General features: G+C 67.7%; 14 protein-coding genes. 6 read left to right on the forward strand and 8 right to left on the reverse strand.

The genetic code is table 11. The features are described from left to right. The 6 genes from BGN95_RS08180 to BGN95_RS08205 all read left to right on the forward strand — a co-directional run. Nucleotides 1–191: hypothetical protein (locus tag BGN95_RS08180; protein WP_286772321.1), on the forward strand; the 191-nt coding region annotated here is incomplete at its 5' end. A 75-nt stretch (nt 192–266) separates the two neighbouring features. Beyond that, nucleotides 267–1,052, forward strand: coding sequence for a 2-keto-4-pentenoate hydratase (locus tag BGN95_RS08185; protein ID WP_286772322.1), 786 nt, complete (start codon nt 267–269; stop codon nt 1,050–1,052). 62 nt (nt 1,053–1,114) lie between these two features. Next, on the forward strand, nt 1,115–2,383 hold the full coding sequence (locus tag BGN95_RS08190; protein ID WP_265312343.1) for an MFS transporter: 1,269 nt from the start codon (nt 1,115–1,117) through the stop codon (nt 2,381–2,383). 12 nt (nt 2,384–2,395) lie between these two features. Continuing rightward, nucleotides 2,396–6,163 carry a LamG-like jellyroll fold domain-containing protein gene (locus BGN95_RS08195; protein ID WP_286772323.1) on the forward strand — a complete coding sequence of 1,256 codons (3,768 nt, stop codon included), beginning with the start codon at nt 2,396–2,398 and terminating at the stop codon, nt 6,161–6,163. Nucleotides 6,164–6,234: 71 nt separating this feature from the next. After that, on the forward strand, nt 6,235–7,374 hold the full coding sequence (locus BGN95_RS08200) for a DUF885 family protein (RefSeq protein ID WP_286772324.1): 1,140 nt from the start codon (nt 6,235–6,237) through the stop codon (nt 7,372–7,374). 78 nt (nt 7,375–7,452) lie between these two features. After that, complete coding sequence (locus BGN95_RS08205) at nt 7,453–7,839, forward strand: cupin domain-containing protein (RefSeq protein ID WP_286772325.1); 387 nt, start codon at nt 7,453–7,455, stop codon at nt 7,837–7,839. A gap of 15 nt (nt 7,840–7,854) precedes the next feature. Here the strand turns inward: BGN95_RS08205 and BGN95_RS08210 are convergent, their stop codons facing one another. From BGN95_RS08210 to BGN95_RS08245, 8 genes are all read right to left on the reverse strand, one after another. Next, entirely contained in the window at nt 7,855–8,670 is an 816-nt protein-coding gene (locus BGN95_RS08210; RefSeq protein ID WP_286772401.1) for a ferredoxin--NADP reductase, read from the reverse strand. Nucleotides 8,671–8,672: 2 nt separating this feature from the next. Continuing rightward, nucleotides 8,673–9,095: a hypothetical protein gene (locus BGN95_RS08215; protein WP_286772326.1), complete on the reverse strand. Its 423-nt coding sequence runs from the start codon at nt 9,093–9,095 to the stop codon at nt 8,673–8,675. Nucleotides 9,096–9,117: 22 nt separating this feature from the next. Then, nucleotides 9,118–10,110 carry a DUF6607 family protein gene (locus tag BGN95_RS08220; RefSeq protein WP_286772327.1) on the reverse strand — a complete coding sequence of 331 codons (993 nt, stop codon included), beginning with the start codon at nt 10,108–10,110 and terminating at the stop codon, nt 9,118–9,120. 15 nt (nt 10,111–10,125) lie between these two features. Further along, nucleotides 10,126–12,396 carry a TonB-dependent hemoglobin/transferrin/lactoferrin family receptor gene (locus BGN95_RS08225; RefSeq protein WP_286772328.1) on the reverse strand — a complete coding sequence of 757 codons (2,271 nt, stop codon included), beginning with the start codon at nt 12,394–12,396 and terminating at the stop codon, nt 10,126–10,128. A gap of 419 nt (nt 12,397–12,815) precedes the next feature. Then, the gene (locus BGN95_RS08230; protein WP_286772329.1) at nt 12,816–14,264 is read right to left on the reverse strand and encodes an aldehyde dehydrogenase family protein; all 1,449 of its coding nucleotides are present in this window, start codon (nt 14,262–14,264) and stop codon (nt 12,816–12,818) included. Nucleotides 14,265–14,284: 20 nt separating this feature from the next. Further along, complete coding sequence (locus BGN95_RS08235) at nt 14,285–15,049, reverse strand: sugar isomerase domain-containing protein (RefSeq protein ID WP_265312335.1); 765 nt, start codon at nt 15,047–15,049, stop codon at nt 14,285–14,287. Nucleotides 15,050–15,077: 28 nt separating this feature from the next. Further along, entirely contained in the window at nt 15,078–15,815 is a 738-nt protein-coding gene (locus BGN95_RS08240) for a nucleoside phosphorylase (protein WP_286772330.1), read from the reverse strand. A 26-nt stretch (nt 15,816–15,841) separates the two neighbouring features. Further along, the coding region (locus tag BGN95_RS08245; protein WP_286772331.1) for a PfkB family carbohydrate kinase at nt 15,842–16,388 on the reverse strand (547 nt) is incomplete at its 5' end.

The following is a 16,388-nucleotide window of genomic DNA, read 5'->3' on the forward strand; positions in this document are numbered from 1 at the left end:
ACACCGGGATCATCGATCCTGCCGCCACGGCCTTGGCAGAGCTCGTCCAAGGCGCCGACGTCAGCACGGCAGCCGATCGCATCCTTTCGTCAATAAATCTCTATATTACAGGTAATTATGACGATCATTTTGCAATAATCGACGCCGTTCGGCTGATCCTCGACCGCCGATGGGACGATATTCTGCGCTGATCGATCGCCACAGGCACTTGCAATTGACACCGGTTTCCAATAACCCGATTGCACCGCCGAGGGAGAGGGAAAAGGGTGACGTCAGACAGCCAGACTCCGCATATCGCGCGCGCCTTCGTCGAGGCACGGCGTGCGGCGACCCCGCTTCCCGACTTTCCCGGTGCGATCCCCGCCACGCTCGACGCGGCCTATGCGATCCAGAATGTCGCGATCGAGCTGGCCGGCCAGCGGGTCGTCGGCTGGAAGGTCGGACGGATCAACCCGCCGGTCGAGGGCGTCGATCGGCTGGCCGGACCGATCTTCGCGCAGCAGGTGTTCGCCGCCGCCGCCACGCCGCCGGCGATGCCGATCTACGCCGGCGGGTTCGGCGCGGCCGAGGCCGAATTCCTGCTCCGCATCGGCACCGCGCCGGCGGAAGGACAAAAAGATTTCACCCCCGATGAGGTGCACGCGTTGATCGACGCGGTGCATATCGGGATCGAGATCGCGAGTTCGCCCTTCCCCGGCATCAACGATCTCGGCCCGACCGTCACCATCGCCGATTTCGGCAACAACAACGGCCTGGTGATCGGCGCGGCGATCGACAGCTGGCGCGCGGTGGATTTCAACCACTGGCCGGTGGCGCTGCGCGTCAACGGCGAGGTACGTGGTGAGGGCATCGCCGCCGATATGCTCGACGGCCCGATCGGCGCGGCGCGCTTCCTGTTCCGCCACGCCGCCGCGCGCGGGATCAAGCTCTCGCCGGGCGACTGGATCTCGACCGGCGCGGTCACCGGGGTTCATCCGGTGACGGTGGGCGATCGGATCGAGGCGCGCTTTGACGACCGGCTTTCGGTAAGCTGCACGATCGAGGCACAGTAAACGCGCGATGGCATGACGCGGCCCGGTTAAAGAGGCTGCGCAGCCGGTGGTGAGGAGAGGATATGGAAACGCCGACCGTCCAGCCCGCCGTGGGCCGCTATCGCTGGGTGATCTGCGCGCTGCTGTTCGCCGCGACCGCGATCAATTATGTCGATCGCCAGATGATCGGCGTGCTCAAGCCGACGATCTCGGCCGAGCTCGGCTGGTCCGAAATGACCTATGCCGACATCATCTTCTGGTTCCAGGCGGCCTATGCGATCGGCTATATCAGCTTCGGCCGCATCGTCGATCTGGTCGGCGCGCGGATCGGCTATTCGATCGCCTTCGTGATCTGGACGATCGGGCACACATTGTGCGGCTTCGTCCATTCGGCGTTCCAATTCTCCGCCGCGCGCTTCATCCTCGGCATCGGCGAGAGCGGCAACTTCCCCGCCGGGCTCAAGGCGGTGAGCGAGTGGTTCCCTGCGCGCGAGCGAGCGCTGGCGACGGGGATCTTCAACGCCGGCGCCAATGTTGGCGCGATCGTGACCCCGCTGATCGTCCCGATGATCACGATCGCCTTCGGCTGGCGGATGGCGTTCATCGTCACCGGCGCGGCGAGCCTCGTCTGGCTCGTCGCGTGGATCGCGCTTTATCGCCGGCCGCGCGAAAGCACCCGCGTCTCGGCCGGGGAGCTGGCCTATATCGAGAGCGACCCTGCGGATTCGACCCGCAGGATCGGCTGGCTCAAGCTGCTCGGCTATCGCGAGACCTGGGCCTATGCGCTGGGCAAGTTCCTGATCGATCCGGTCTGGTGGCTGTTCCTCTTCTGGACCCCCGATTTCCTCGCCAAGACCTATCATCTCGATCTGGTCAGCTTCGGCCCACCTTTGGTGGTGATCTATCTGATTTCCGATCTCGGCAGCGTCGCCGGCGGCTGGTCGTCGTCGCGGCTGATGAAGCGCGGGATGAGCGCCAATGCCGCGCGCAAGCTGACGATGCTGGCCTGTGCGATCCTGGTGACGCCGATCTTCTTCGCGCAATATGTCTCGCATCTGTGGCTCGCGGTGGCGATCGTCGGGCTGGCGACCGCGGCGCATCAGGCCTTCTCCGCCAATCTCTACACGATCCCGTCGGACATGTTCCCGCGCGCGGCGGTGGGATCGGTGGTCGGGATCGGCGGGATGGTCGGCGCGATCGGGGGGATGATGATGGCCAAATTCACCGGCTATATCCTCCAGACCACCGGCAGCTATGCGGCGATCTTCGCGGTGGCGGGGAGCGTCTATCTGATCGCGGTCGCTATCGTGCACCTGCTCAGCCCGCGGCTGGCGCGTGTCGATACGCTCTGACCGGATAGCAGCATGAGGAGGACGAGCCTCTGGGTGCTGGCGGCGGCGCTGGCGGCGCAGGAGGCCGGCGCGCAGACGCCGGATCAGCCCGGTCTGCTGTTCCGTATGTCGGCCGACCACGATCTGACCGCCGAGATCGCGCATGGCGAGGCCAGGCCCAATTTTCGCGCGCATGTCGATATCGTCCCCGACGGCGCGATCGGCGGTGCGGCGCGCTGGGCCGACGACGGCTATGTCGCATGGCAGGCGCCGGGCAACATGCGCGCCGCGCGCGGCACGTTGAGCTTCTTCTGGCGCGCGCGAACGCCTGTCGGGGAGGTGCCGTTCGTCATCTTCCGTGCCGGTTTCGCCGATCACAGCAGCTGGGACATGGCGTTCCTCAGGATCGACTGGAACGGCCACGGCTTCGACGCTTTCGTCACCGACGCCAATCTGTCGCGCATCCGGGTGTCTTGGCGAATGCCGATCCCGCCCGCGGCGAGCGACTGGAACCATATCGCCTTCGCCTGGGACGAGACCAGGGGAGTGACGCTTTACATCGACGGCCGCGAAGTGGCGACCAAGGCCGAGGCGGCCGATCTCGATTCCGGGCTCGACCAGTTCGGGCTCGCCGGCCGCGTCACGGCGCCGCATCAGGTGCAGAGCCGCTACAGCTTCATGCGCGGCTCCGACATCGACGAACTGCGCGTCTATGACCGCGCGCTTTCCCCGGCGAATATCGCGCAACTCGCGGCGAAGCAGGAGCCGGGCGCGCTCCCCGAGGCGCAGCCGACGGGGGCGTGGCAGGCGTGGCTTCACCGCTACGGCTGGGACAAGACGCTGCCGCCGCTGCTCGACGCCCCGGTGACGCGGGTGCGCAAGGTCGAATTCGCCGACGCCAAGGATCTGAAGCAATGGATGTTCAAGGGCGTCGACGGCATCGCCGAAACGACCTGGCCGGGGGTCTATAACCGCTCGCGGCTGCCCGGCCGCGACGATTATTTCGAGCTGCCCGACTGGAACGTCTATGTCGAGGGCGGCAAGCGTTATGACCTGACGATCCCGCCCGGCGACCGCATCAATCGCGTCGAGCTGCGCGGTGCGGCCTATGGCGCGCTGACCTGGACTGCAGAGGGCAAGGACGGGGGCAAGGAGAAGCAGCTCGCCTCCCGCCCTAAAGGCGTCGTGCGCAGCATTAGCGATTTTCCGGCAGTGACCGGCGGCGCGCTCCACTTCACCAATGTGATGCAGGAGCAGCCGATCCAGGAAATATGGGCCTATGATATCGGCCCCGGCGCCGAGCCGAGCGGCAGCTTCAAGCTCGACTATACGATCCACAGCGCGATGCGCCCCGATCTCGCCGCCCTCTCCGATCTCAACACCTTCATCGCCGGCCGCTACCCCCCCGAGGAGCGCGCGACCGTGGTGGCGATGCCGACATCGGGGGTGAAGGCCGCGGTGGGCGCCGGCGCGGCGGGCGGTGCGGGTCGGGCGGCGCGCGCCGAGGGATTGGCGCCGATCGTCCATATCCTGATCCCCGCCAGCCTCGGCGATGCCCCGCCCGATCAGCCGGTCGCACGCGCGTTCGATTATGGCTGGCAGAATATCCACGACGGGCTCGACGGCATCGCGATCGACCTGCCCGCGCTCAGGGGCAGCAAGCCGGTCGCGCTCGATATCCGCGTCAAGGACCCATTGTGGCCCGGCCGCGACATGATTGACCTCACGGTAACGGTGAAGCCGGGCGAGAAGCGCACCCTGTGGCTCGATTTGCGTGACCGCATCCTACCGCACGACAGTCTCTATCTCTCGATCGCCGCATCCGACCCCGCCTTTTCCGCCGACAGCCTCGACGGCGCGCGCATCCGGCTGGTATTCAAGCCGCGCGCCGAGGCGCTGAAGGAGCATGTCGCCGATCGCTTCAATCAGGTGCGCGACAATTGGGGTTTTCTGGTCGAGGAGCATACCGCCTCGAAGCGGATGGCGCTCTATCGCCGGCTGTTCGCCGACATCACCGATCTGCTCCGCGTCGACCCCGACAACCGGCAGGCGCGCAGCTATTGGGCGGATATCAATTATCGGCCCGAGAACCTGCCGCCCTTCACCCAGCCCGCGCCGCAGCGCGGCGAGCCGCTCTGGGCGTTCCGCCAACTCGAGGATCTCAAATACGTCCGCCGTTACGTCTCGTGGTGGATCGACAACCGGCAAGTGCCCTATGGCGATTTCGGCGGCGGGATTTCCGACGATACCGATCTGACCCAACAATGGCCCGGGCTCGCGCTGATGGGCGTCGAGCCCGACAAGATCAACGCCTCGCTGCGCGCCCTGTCCGACGCGGCATATAAGAACGGCATGATCGTCAATGGGTTGGGCTATATCACCACCGACGAATTGCATGCTTATGAGGAAGGGCTGAACTCGGATGCCGAACGGCTCTACCTCAATTGGGGCGAGCCCAAATCGGTCGAGCGGCTGATGGCGACGGTCAAGGCGCTGCAGGGCGTGATCCTCACCAACCCCACCGGGCATATGCACTTCGCCTCCAACTGGTACGGCGCGCGCAAAATGTATCGCGACCCGGCCTGGGCGTGGCAGAAACCCTATAGCTTCGTGATGATGCACGCGCCGATCCTGATCGGCCTGTACAACGGCAACCCCGCCGCGCGCGGGCTGGTGACCGGGGTGATGGACGGCTGGCTCGCCCACGGCAAGCAGGACGCCGGCGGGCATTGGTCCTTCCCCAACGAGATCAACTGGGGCAGCGATAAGGAACAGGCCGGCGACGGCGGCGGCGTCACGACGCCTTTCCAGAGCGGCTGGGCGGCGTGGCGTTTCACCGGCGATGCCAAATATCTCCGCCCGATGACCGCGCGGATCGCGCAATCGGGGCCGAGTGTTCTCGCCGAGATCAACGAGAACGCCTTCGCCGCATTGCCCGACGGCGCGGCGCTGCGCGGCGATCTCGCCACAGGCGCAAGCGATTTCACGCGTTATGCGCGGTGGGACGGATCGGGCGACCTGTCGGCGCTGGAAACGCTCCACGCCGATGCGATCGCCGACAAGGCGCGGCATGACTATATGTATACCGAAGGGCATTGGTGGTCCGATCGGGTCGACCAGCCCAATGAGATTCTCCAGCGCGAGCGGCTCGGCGGGATCGCGCTGCGCCGCAATCAGACCTGGCCGGGGAATAGCGTGAGCTGGCGTTTCGCGCAGCCCGGCGCGGGCGAGGATGTCGCGATCCTGATGCCCGGCGCGACGCGCGAGCGCTTCCGCGTCATCGCCTATAACCGCACCGACCAGCCGCAACGCGCGACGATGACCGCGTGGAACGTCACCGCCGGACAATGGCGGATGACCCGCATCGAGGAAGGCAAGGCCGCGACGACCGGTGAATTGGCGCTGGAACGCTCCGCCTCGACCGAGGTGGAATTCGCGCCGCACACCACGACCACCTACGAGTTCACGCTGGCGCGCGCGGGCGAGCCCGTCGAGGAGCGCCCCGATCTCGGCATCGGGGTGGACGATGTGGCGCGTCAGGGCGACCGGCTGGCGGTGACCGTCCACAGCCTCGGCGCGAAGCCGACCGGCGGCGGGACGCTGACGATCGCCGATGCCGCCGGCCGCGTGGTGGCGAGCGCCGCTATCCCGCCGCTCGACGCGCCGCTCGATCTGGTGCCGTGCACGGCGATAGTGCGGCTGCGCGTGCCGGCGGGGGCGACCCGGCTCACCGCGACGGTGGCACTGCCGGGCAATGCGCCCGAGGTGACCGCGATGAACAACAAAGTCGCGATCCCGTGATGATATCCGCCCCGCCCCGCTCCTCCATTGCGCAAGATGCCCTGGTCACCCGTCGTCAGACGATCGCGGGCGTGGTCGCGCTCGCCGCATGCCCCGCTGCCGCCCGGGCGACGAACGCCAGCGACGCAACGATCAAGCAGGCGCTCGATGCGGCGATGACGCTCGACCCGCCGGCGGCGCTGGCGCGGCTGGCGGGCGTATCGGACGACGCTGCCTCGCCGGGGACACGGCTCGATCTCGCCGCCGCGCGCGCCGGTCTGACGATCGATCAGCGGCTCGCGAACCCCGCGCTGCAGCCCGCCGAACGGTTCGAGTGGCAGATGCGACGGATAACCGGCGACACGGTGCAACTCGCCGGTGTCCGCCGCGATCTCGAGACGCGCCGGGCAATGCTGGCGGCGCAGGCCGGCGCCGCGTTCGATGCGTTGGGTGTGCCGGCGGGCACCACCGGCGCGCGGTTCGAGCGGCTGTGGCGCGATCCACGCTTCCTCTATCCCGACGACGACGCCGGGCGCGATGCGGCGGTCGCGGCGATGCGCGCAACGCTGGCGGCGATACGGCCGAAACTCCCCGACCTGTTCGGCACCCTGCCCCCCGCCTGCCTCGACGTCGATGTGCGCGCGCTCGACGCGGCGGAGATCGCCGCCGGGAAAGGCGGTTATCGCATCCTCCCCGCGCCGGGCGTTCACGGCGCCTATGTCGTCGATCTCCAACGGATCGCGCGGCGCCCGCGCTTCTCGCTGCCCAGCGTCGTCGCGCATGAGCTGTTGCCCGGTCATATGATCCAGATGCCGCTCGAAGCGCGCGCCGCCCCGCACCCGCTGCGCAAGCGTTATACCGCGCCGTTCGGCGAAGGCTGGGCGACCTATGCCGAGATGCTGATGGCCGATTGCGGCCTGTTCGCCGGCGCCGCGGACCGGCTCGGCCATATCCACTGGATGCTGTTCCGCACCTGCCGCGGCCTCGCCGACCTTGCACTCCATGCCGACGGGCGTGCGCCCGATGCGGTGCTCGGCGATCTGGCGCGATGGCAGGGCGAACCCGCCTATTTCGCATCGTTCGCCAGCGACCTCGCCACGATCGCGCGCACCCCGGCGGTCCGCGCCGCGGAAGGCTGGGTGCCGCTGCGCATTGAACAGGAGGCGCGCCGCCCGGGGCAACGGCGACGCGCCCACCACAAGCTGCTCGATCACGGCCCGGTCCGACTGTGACCGATCGCACCGCCCAGGGAGATGTCCAATGATGCCGGATCACCTCAGCTTTTCGGCGCGCAGCCGGGCGCGGCGGCAATGATCGAAGCGCTCCTGCTGGCGGCGGGGACGCCCGCGATGGTGGTCGTCCGCGACGAGGATGTCCGGCGCGAAGAGCCGCCGCCGCATGGCAATATCGGGATGTCGACCGCCTATCGCATCAGCGACGCCGCCCCTGCCCCGCGCGCGATGGAATTCCGCAAGCGCGTGCTGCATCGCGGGGCAGCGATCGGCCTCCACCCGATCGATCACGACGAGGTCTATTATGTCCTGTCGGGCGAAGGCGAGGTGACCAGCGACGGCGTGACGCGGAAGCTGAAACCCGGAATGGCGGCCTATCTCTATCGGAAAGCCGTGGTCGGCATCCGCCAGACCGGCAGCGAGCCGCTGGCGCTGATCATCAGCTATCCGAACAATCAGCATTAGACGAGCTGCGCGGCATCAACCGACGAACGCGCGCTCGATCACATAATGGCCGGGATTGGCATTCGATCCTTCGCGCAGCCCGGCATCGGCAAGCAACGCGCTGGTTTCGTGGATCATCTCGGTCGAGCCGCATAGCATCACGCGGTCGATCGCGGCATCGAAGCCGCGCGGCCCCATTATCGGCGGCGCGAACAATCGCCCGTCGCCGATCAGCGCGGTGATGCGCCCCGCGGTATGGAACGGTTCGCGTGTCACCGTCGGCAGATAATGGAGCTGGAGCAGCGCCTGCTCGCTCACCAGCGGATCGCCGGCAAGCTGCGCGACGAGTTGCTCGCGCCACGCAAGATCGCTCACCCGGCGCACGCCGTGGACGATGACGACCTGCCCGAAGCGTTCATAAACCTCGGGATCGCGCGCGAGGCTGAGGAACGGCGCAAGCCCGGTGCCCGTCGCCAATAGCCACAGGCGCCGCCCACCGAGCAGCGCGTCGCACACCAAAGTCCCGGTCGGTTTGCGCCCCAGATAGAGCTGGTCGCCCGCGCGCACCGCCTGCAGCCGCCCTGTCAGCGGGCCGCCCGGCACCTTGATCGACAGGAATTCGAGCTCCTCGGCCCACGCCGGGCTGGCGATCGAATATGCCCGCATCACCGGGCGCGCATCCTGCTCCCCCGGCAGCCCGATCATCACGAACTCGCCCGAGCGGAAACGGAACGACGCCGGGCGGTCGACCGCGAAACTGAACAGATGCTCGTTCCAATGCCGCACCCAGCGCACGCCGACGCGCTGGAGAGCGGGGTTATCGGGGATCAGCGCGGGGGCGCGAACATCCATCTTCACTGGTCGTGTTCCATGAAACTGCCATCGGAAAGGCGAACCGCGACCCATTCGACCGCGGTGGCGAGCGTCGCCGTCGTCTCGTCGCGCACCAGGGTCGCGGCGATACGGCGAACGCGCGGGGCGTCGGCGCCGAGCGCGGCGTCGAACAGCGTCAGCATCCGCGCCTCATCCTCGCTGACGCGCATCGCACGGCGACACCCGAAGGTGAGCTTTTCCAGCGCGTCGCGATCGAGTGCGGTCATCGCGATGCCGAAATCGCGCACCGCGGCGCCGACCCGGCAATGTGCAAAGCCCCTGACCAGCGCGGCGCAGCAGCACCGCCCACCACGCGCGCTTTCGACCCACAGCCGCATCGCGGCGAGCAGGAAGCGTTGCGGTTCGCCGAGATCGGTGACGCGACGATCGAGATAGCGGTACATGGCGGCTCCTCGCCTGCGCGCGTCAGCGGCGGGTGACCTCGGCGACGATCGCGCGGCCGCGCTCGATCGCCGCGGCGGTCTTGATCTTGCCTGCCTGGATATCGTCGGCCAGCCCCATCAACCGCTCGGCGCCAGCCGAGCCGGTATCGGCGACTTCGGTGACGCTCACGCCCTTGTCGCGCGCGATCGCCGCATCCCAGGCGGTGCGGATCGCCGACCAATAATCCTTGCTCGCCGCCCAATAGGCATCGGCCGCGGCGGCATCGAACCCATTGTCCTTCACATAGGAATTGAGCACCGATTCCTGGACGAAGGGGACGATCCTGCCCTGCCCCGCGGTCCCCGGCTCCGGCCCCATCTTGATATTGTCCTGCCAGTGGATCCACCCCGCCGGCGAGGGCGAGTGGCGGTTGATCGCGAGATAGCGATCGTAGGGCGGATTGCGCACCGCATCGCGCCGCGCGAGCGGGCGCCACGTCCAGTTGCTGCGCCAGCGCCGTACCCCGCCCTCGTCGGTCCACTGGCCCCAGCCGCCGTAGCGCGGCGAATCGTCGGTCTGCCACCCCGTCTGCGACCAGCGCCCGGCGCGCATCGCGGCGGGCACCGCCTCGACGTTCCACCGCCCCTTGCCGGCATAGACCAGCACGCTTTCGGGCTCGTAGCTCCAGTCCTGCCGCCAGTGCTTGATCACCACGGGCTTACCGTTCTTGTCCTTCACCACCAGCAGATGCTGGAGCACGATGCGGCGCCCGCTGTCCTCGATCACCCGCACCGCCTCGTGCCCGCCCGACACCTTGGCGGCGATCGGGGTATAATCGGCGCGCCACGGCGTGGTTTCGCGCATGTCGAAGGTCACCTTGTAATCGCCCGCCATCGCGAGGATCGCCGCGCGATCGGCCTGGAAGGATTGCGCTTCGGCCGCCGCCTCACGTGCCTTGAGCGGACCATCGGCAAAGGCGGGCAACGGCGCGGCGGTGGCGGCGAGCAGAACGGAAAGCAGCAGGATCTTCTTCATCTTATCCCCCGAGGATCAGAAGCGGGCGGTGAGCGATGCGCTCACGTTGCGGCCCGGCTGGGTGTAAGCGTCGGTGACGGTGGAATTGGCGGCGAGCCCGCGCACATCGCTCCACCAGGCATATTTGGCGTCGAGGATGTTGAAGACCCCGGCGCGCAAGGTCAGCGCCTCGCCGACGCGGACATAGGCGGTCGCATCGAGGATCGTGAACCCGCCCGGCCGGAAGCACGGCGCACCGTTGCAGATCGTCGTCTGCGCCCCGGTGGCCGTATCGTCATAGACCGTCCGGCCGAGTTCCTTCTGTGCCGCATGGGTGGCGATGATCTGCCCGCCGAAGCGGCGTTCGGGGGCGTCATAACCGATCCCCACCACCAGCTTGAGCGGATCGATCGTCGACAGCGGTTGCCGCGACTTGTCAGGCTCGGAGACGCTCCCCTTCGCATAGCTGATCGCCATCCGCGCGGAGACGCCGCTCGGTGCGCGCAGGTCGATACGACCCTCGACGCCGTCGATCTTGACGCGATTGAGGTTGATGAACTGAAACACCGCGGGATCGCTCGGGCGGAACGACCCGCCGACGACCTGCTGGCTGATGAAATTGCGATAGCGGCCGGTGAACCCCGTCACCCCCGCGCTGACCGCGCCGCTCGACACGCGCAATCCGCCCTCCCAGGTCTCGCTGGTCTCCGGGCGCAGATCGGGGTTGGGGATCGAGGTATAGCCCTGCGCCAGATTCTGGAAGAACTGGTTCACCTGGGTCGGCGACGGCGCCTTGAACCCTTGCGCATAATTGGCAAACAGGCTCGCGCCCCCGCCCAGCTTCACCACACCGCCGACCTTGGGCGAGACGCGCGATCCGCTCTGCCCCGCCGATCTGAACCCGGGCAGCAGCGCGTCCTGCTTCGGATCGAGATTGTAATGATCGAAACGCAGCACCGGATAGAGCGTCAGCACCCCGCCGCCGACACCGATCTCATCGCCCAGATAGGCGCCGGCGAGCGTGAAATCGGTGACCGGGAAGGCGCGGGTCGGGAAAACGTCGGGCGGGGTCGGCACCGTACCGTCGCGCACCCCCTTCTGCCGCGTCACGCTGACATCGCCGCCATAAACGATGCGGTGGGTCAGCGCCCCGGTGGTGACGTCGCTGCGCAATTCGGCGCTCGCCCCGAACACGCGATTGTCGAAGGTATTGAGCCGGGTGCGATCGGCCGCGGTATAGCGATCCTCGGCGCTGAACTGGCGGTTCCGCGCCTGCTGATACCAGAAAGCGAGCTGCGCGGAGGCGAGCGCGCCGCTCCCGCTATAGCGCCAGTCGAGGCTGATGCGGTCGCGCCGCGTCTCGTCGCGCGCGGTCAATCCGATCACGCTGGTCGGTGCGGTCGGCACCGGGGCGATACCGCTCAGCACATTGGTGCGAACATGATCGTCATAATGATCGACCGCCAGCCGCACGCGATGCGCATCGCTCGGCTGCCACACGATCTTGCCGAGGATCGCGTTGGAGAAACTGTCCTGCGGATTGGGCGCGGTGCGGCGCGAATTGCGCTCCTCGTTGGTCCCCTTATTGTCGAGCTCATGCCCGTCGCGGCGGGTATAGGCGATTAGTGCGGACCAGTCGCCACTGCGTGCGGCGAGGATCGCGGTTTCGGAAAACTGGCGGTCGGCGGAATCATAGGCCACGCGGCCCAGCCCCGCGATCTGCTTCCCGTTGCGCAGGAAATCGACCGGATCGCTGGTGGTGAAGCTCACCGCCCCTGCGAGCCCATCGCTGCCGTAGAGCGCCGATGCCGGGCCGCGCAGAATCTCGACCGATTTGACCAGCCCGACATCGACATAATCGCCGCGCCCGGCGGATTGCGCGCCGAAATCGAACCCGTCGGGCACGCGCACCCCGTCGACCTGGATCAACACGCGATTGCCCTCCAGCCCGCGGATGTTGAAACCGGCATTGCCGTCGCGCCCGGTCGCGCCGTTCGCCGCGCCGAACCGGGTCGGCGCGCGCCGCACGCTCACGCCGGGCTCGAAGCGGACGAGATCCTTGATGTCGGAGGCGAGCTGGTCGGCGATCTGGCGATCGGTGATCACGCTGACGGTCGCGGGCACCTCCTCCACCTTCTGCGGTAACCGCGTCGCGCTGACGGTGATCGTGCCGCGCGGATCGACGATCACCAGCGGATCGCCGTCCTGCGCGGCCGCCGGCGTGGCCAGAACAGCAACGCAGGACGCGAGCGCGGATATGCCGGCGCGCGCTTCCGATCGGCCGATACGGCGAATGAGGTTGGACAAGGCTGTTTCCCGGTTATTTTCGCTATTGCGAATCGTTATCGATGCAACGCGGGCTAAATGCGCTGCTGGACCGGGTCAAGCATATTGTTGCGAACCGCTCGCAATTCTGTGCGGGATTTGCGCGTCATGCGCCTCAGCGCGATCAAACCGCACGCGCCCTTGTGCTGCCGCGAAGGCGGGAGCCCAGACTGGGTCCCCGCCTTCGCGGAGACACAAGAGATGGAACGGCCACCCCGGCTTACGCCGGGGCGAATCTCATTTTAGGCGCCGGTCGCCACATATCTCTCGTCACCCCGGCTTTGGGCCGGGGTCCATCTGGAGGCAGGCGTGGAGCAAGAGGTTCTGGCCACCGCGCTGCCGGCACAATGGACCCGACTCAAGACCGGGTTGGCGGGTGGATTAGCGCCGAGGGATCAGCCCTAACCGATCGCCCGCCGCCGCATCCGGATCAGCTTGGGTTCCAGATACGCCATCAGCCCCTCGGTCCCCAATTCACGGCCAAGGCCGCTCAGCTTGGTCCCACCGAACGGTGCCTGGAGATCGGATGTATCGTTGACGTTCACCCCGACCATTCCGCATTCGAGCGCCTCGGCGATCGCCCAGCCGCGTTCCAGATCCTCGGTGTAGAGATAGGCGGCGAGGCCGAATTCCAGGCCGTTGGCGATCGCCAGCATCTCCTCGATCGTGTCGAAGGCGCGCATCGCGGCGATCGGGCCGAAGCTTTCGCTCGTCATCGGCAGCGAATCGAGCGGCGCCTCATCCACCAAGGTCGGGCGATAGAAGAATCCTTCCTCCAGCCCGTCGAGCCGCGGCCGTTGCCCGCCGGCCAGCAACCGCCCGCCCTTGGCCAAAGCATCGTCGAGATGCGCCTGCGTCCGCTCGATCACGCTCGCGTTGAGGACCGGGCCGTAAGCCACGCCTTCCTCAAGGCCGTGGCCCAGCACGATCGCATCGGTCTGCGCCGCCAACGCGTCGGCGAAGCGGCGGTGGACGTCCCGGTGGACGAGGATGCGATTCACCGCGATGCAGATCTGCCCCATGTTCGAGAAGGATCGCCGCAGCGCCGCCTTGGCGGCCGCTTCCACATCGGCATCGGGCAGGACGATAAACGGGGCGTGCCCGCCGAGTTCGAGGCTCAGCCGCTTGAGGTTGCCCGCGGCGCGGCGCGCAATCTCTTGGCCCGCGGCGATCGACGCGGTGGCGGAGATCATCGCTATCCCGGGATGCGCGGCGAGCGCGGCGCCGGCCTCCGGGCCGCGGCCGGGCAGGTTGGCGAGAACGCCCGGCGGCAATCCGGCTTCGTCGAAGCAGCGGACCACTTCGGCAATCGCGAACGGCGTTTCGTGCGGCGGCTTGATGATCGCCGGGCAGCCGGCGGCGAGCGCCGGCCCCACCTTCCAGCAATAGAGATCGACCGGATAATTCCACGGCACGATGCCGGCGACGATGCCGACCGGGTGATGGCTGACGAGGTTGCGCACCTCGGGCGAGGCGCTCGGTCGGATCGAGCCGCCGACACGCCGCGCCTCCTCGGCGTAATAGTGAATCACCTCGACGCCGAAGTCGATCTCCTTGCGGCTGTCGCCGACGGGCTTGCCCTGTTCCAGCGTCAGCAGCCGCGCGATCGCATCGGCGCGTTCGGCGATGCGATCGGCGGCGGCGTGGAGGATTCGCGCGCGCGCGTCCGCGCCGATCGCGGCCCAGTCGCGCTGCGCGGCGCGCGCGGCGTCGACCGCGCGGTCGACATCCACTGCGCCGGCCAGCGCGGTGCGCCCGATCGGGCGGCCGGTCGCCGGGTCGACCACCGTGAACCACGCTTCCTTGGCCGGCAGATGCCATTCGCCGCCGTAGAAAAGCGTCGTTTCCATCTCCATCGCCCCTGCCCCGCTCATCGCGCGCTCAGCCGGCGCCACAATTCGGCGTAATTGCGGTCGTTCTGCGCGTCCGCGCTCTTCTTCTCGGTGGTGTTGGGGCTGACCATGATATGCGTTTCCACCCCGCGCGCGTTGAGCTTTTCGACCGTCGCGGCATTGATCGCCTGGCCGATCGCGATCGCGATGCTGGTCGAGGTCGCGCCGGTGCGCCCTGTCACGCCCTCGATCTCGATCCCCGCATCGCCCTTCGGCACCCCGGTGTCGATCACCACATCGGCGACCTCGAACAGCCGCTTGCCCGACGAATGGCGCGACGGCGTGCTGGTGGAATGCGGCAGGCTGGTCACCCCGATCACCTTCATGCCCTTGGCCTTGGCGCCAAGCGCGATGTCGAGCGTCACCGCGTTGAGCCCGGAGTGGGAGAAGATCAGCATCGCATCGTCGGGCAAGGTCTGGTGCGAGCTGAGGATCGCATCGCCATAGCCCTCCTGCGCGTGGATGAAGCGATATTGGCGCGCCCCCATGTCGCCGAGGACGCGGTGGAAGGAGATCATCGTGCTCTCCACGATCGGCCGGAAGCCGACCACCGTGCCGGTGCGCGGGAACATCTCCAGCGCGGCGAACGCGCCGTGCCCGGTGCCGAAGGTGAAGACCAGCCGGTCCGCCGCGATCGCATCGGCACAGATCTCCGCCGCCCGGTCGATGAGATGCGCCTGCGTTTCGAACACCGTGGCGAGCCGGGTGGAGAGCATGCGGTGATAATCGGCGATAATGGACATGGCGTGTCTCCGGTAAACGGTGGATGCTTCAGGCGGCGACCAGCGCATCGAGCGCGGCGTCGAACAGCCGGCGCTCGAGCGTCGCCATCTCGTCATCCGCGATCTTGCGCTGGGTGTTGCTATCGACGGTGGCGACGCACAGGCTCCCGGCGCTCACCCCCAACGCACGCGCGGCGGTGAAGAGCGGCGCGGTTTCCATATCGGTCACCAGCACGCCTTGCCGCAGCATGTCCTCACGCACCGACGCGACCCGCGCCTCGGTATCGGGGTCGATCGAGAACATGTCGCGGTAGAAGCCGTCGAAGCTGGCGAACCGCCCCGCGCGAGACGGCAAGCCGTGCGTCGCGACGGCGTGGCGAAGCTGCGCCACTAACGCGTCGGCCGCGGGCACGGGATCGCCGGTGCCGCCGTAGGCGATCGAGGCACCGTCCTGTCCCCAAGCCTCGGTCGCGATCAGAAACTCGCCCAGCTCGACCGGCGGCAACGCCATCGACGTGCCGATGCGCAGGAAGGTCGTCGCGCCCAGATTGGCGAGCTCATGCAGCACGATCGTCGCGATCGGGCCGCCCATGCCGAAAGCGGAGGCGGTGACCCGCACGCCCTTGTGGAAGCCGGAGATGGTGCGCAGCCCGCGATTCTCCTTCACCCAATGAACCTCGTCGAGCTGCGCGGCCAGCCGCGCGACACGCGCCGGATCGCCGATCAGCAGGGCCCGTTCGGCAATTTCACTTTGATCGCAGCCGATATACCAGGCGCGCTTGGTCACATGGGTCTCCCGTGTTGGTGTGTCGGTCAGGCGGTCCGTTGCCGCAGCAGATCGCGCGCGGCAGCCGCGCCGGCGTGGACCGCGGCGATGATATCGGTCTCGCCCGCGGCAATCGCCGCCAAGGTTCCCCCCGCCAGCGTATCGCCGGCGCCGGTGGTGTCGGTCACCGCGACCGGCGAGACCGGAATAGTGACCTCGCCTTGCGCGCGGTGGACGGTGATTTCGGACGCGCCATTGGTCTCGACGATCGTGCGGTCGCCGATCGCCCCGCCCAGCGCCTCGTCGACCCACGCCAGTTCGCGCTTGTTGCAGAAGATGATACGCGATCGGTCAGCGATCGTGTCGCGCAGCCGCGGCGGAAAGGAGACCGGGTCGTTCTTCGTCACCCAGGCGAGCGTCGCGTCGGGCCGCACCAGATCCAGCGCGTGGCGGCTTGCCGCCGGGGGCGCCACCGTCAGGCACACGAGATCGGCCGCGGTCAGCACCTTTTCCTGCTCGGGGGTGACCGTCTCGCGCCCCGCCATGCCGAAATCGATCAGGCAGGCGCAGGCGCCATTATCCTCGTAGACCAGA

It is taken from the genome of Sphingomonas sp. 66-10 (assembly GCF_001897045.1).
Taxonomy (GTDB): Bacteria; Pseudomonadota; Alphaproteobacteria; order Sphingomonadales; family Sphingomonadaceae; genus Sphingomonas; species Sphingomonas lycopersici.

What these genes read in the sequence shown, in the direction of transcription:
- BGN95_RS08190 (WP_265312343.1), top strand. Translation starts at nt 1,115, where the DNA reads ATGGAAACGCCGACCGTCCAGCCCGCCGTGGGCCGCTATCGCTGGGTG.
- BGN95_RS08195 (WP_286772323.1), top strand. Translation starts at nt 2,396, where the DNA reads ATGAGGAGGACGAGCCTCTGGGTGCTGGCGGCGGCGCTGGCGGCGCAG.
- BGN95_RS08205 (WP_286772325.1), top strand. Translation starts at nt 7,453, where the DNA reads ATGATCGAAGCGCTCCTGCTGGCGGCGGGGACGCCCGCGATGGTGGTC.
- BGN95_RS08210 (WP_286772401.1), bottom strand. Translation starts at nt 8,670, where the DNA reads ATGGATGTTCGCGCCCCCGCGCTGATCCCCGATAACCCCGCTCTCCAG.
- BGN95_RS08215 (WP_286772326.1), bottom strand. Translation starts at nt 9,095, where the DNA reads ATGTACCGCTATCTCGATCGTCGCGTCACCGATCTCGGCGAACCGCAA.
- BGN95_RS08220 (WP_286772327.1), bottom strand. Translation starts at nt 10,110, where the DNA reads ATGAAGAAGATCCTGCTGCTTTCCGTTCTGCTCGCCGCCACCGCCGCG.
- BGN95_RS08230 (WP_286772329.1), bottom strand. Translation starts at nt 14,264, where the DNA reads ATGGAAACGACGCTTTTCTACGGCGGCGAATGGCATCTGCCGGCCAAG.
- BGN95_RS08235 (WP_265312335.1), bottom strand. Translation starts at nt 15,049, where the DNA reads ATGTCCATTATCGCCGATTATCACCGCATGCTCTCCACCCGGCTCGCC.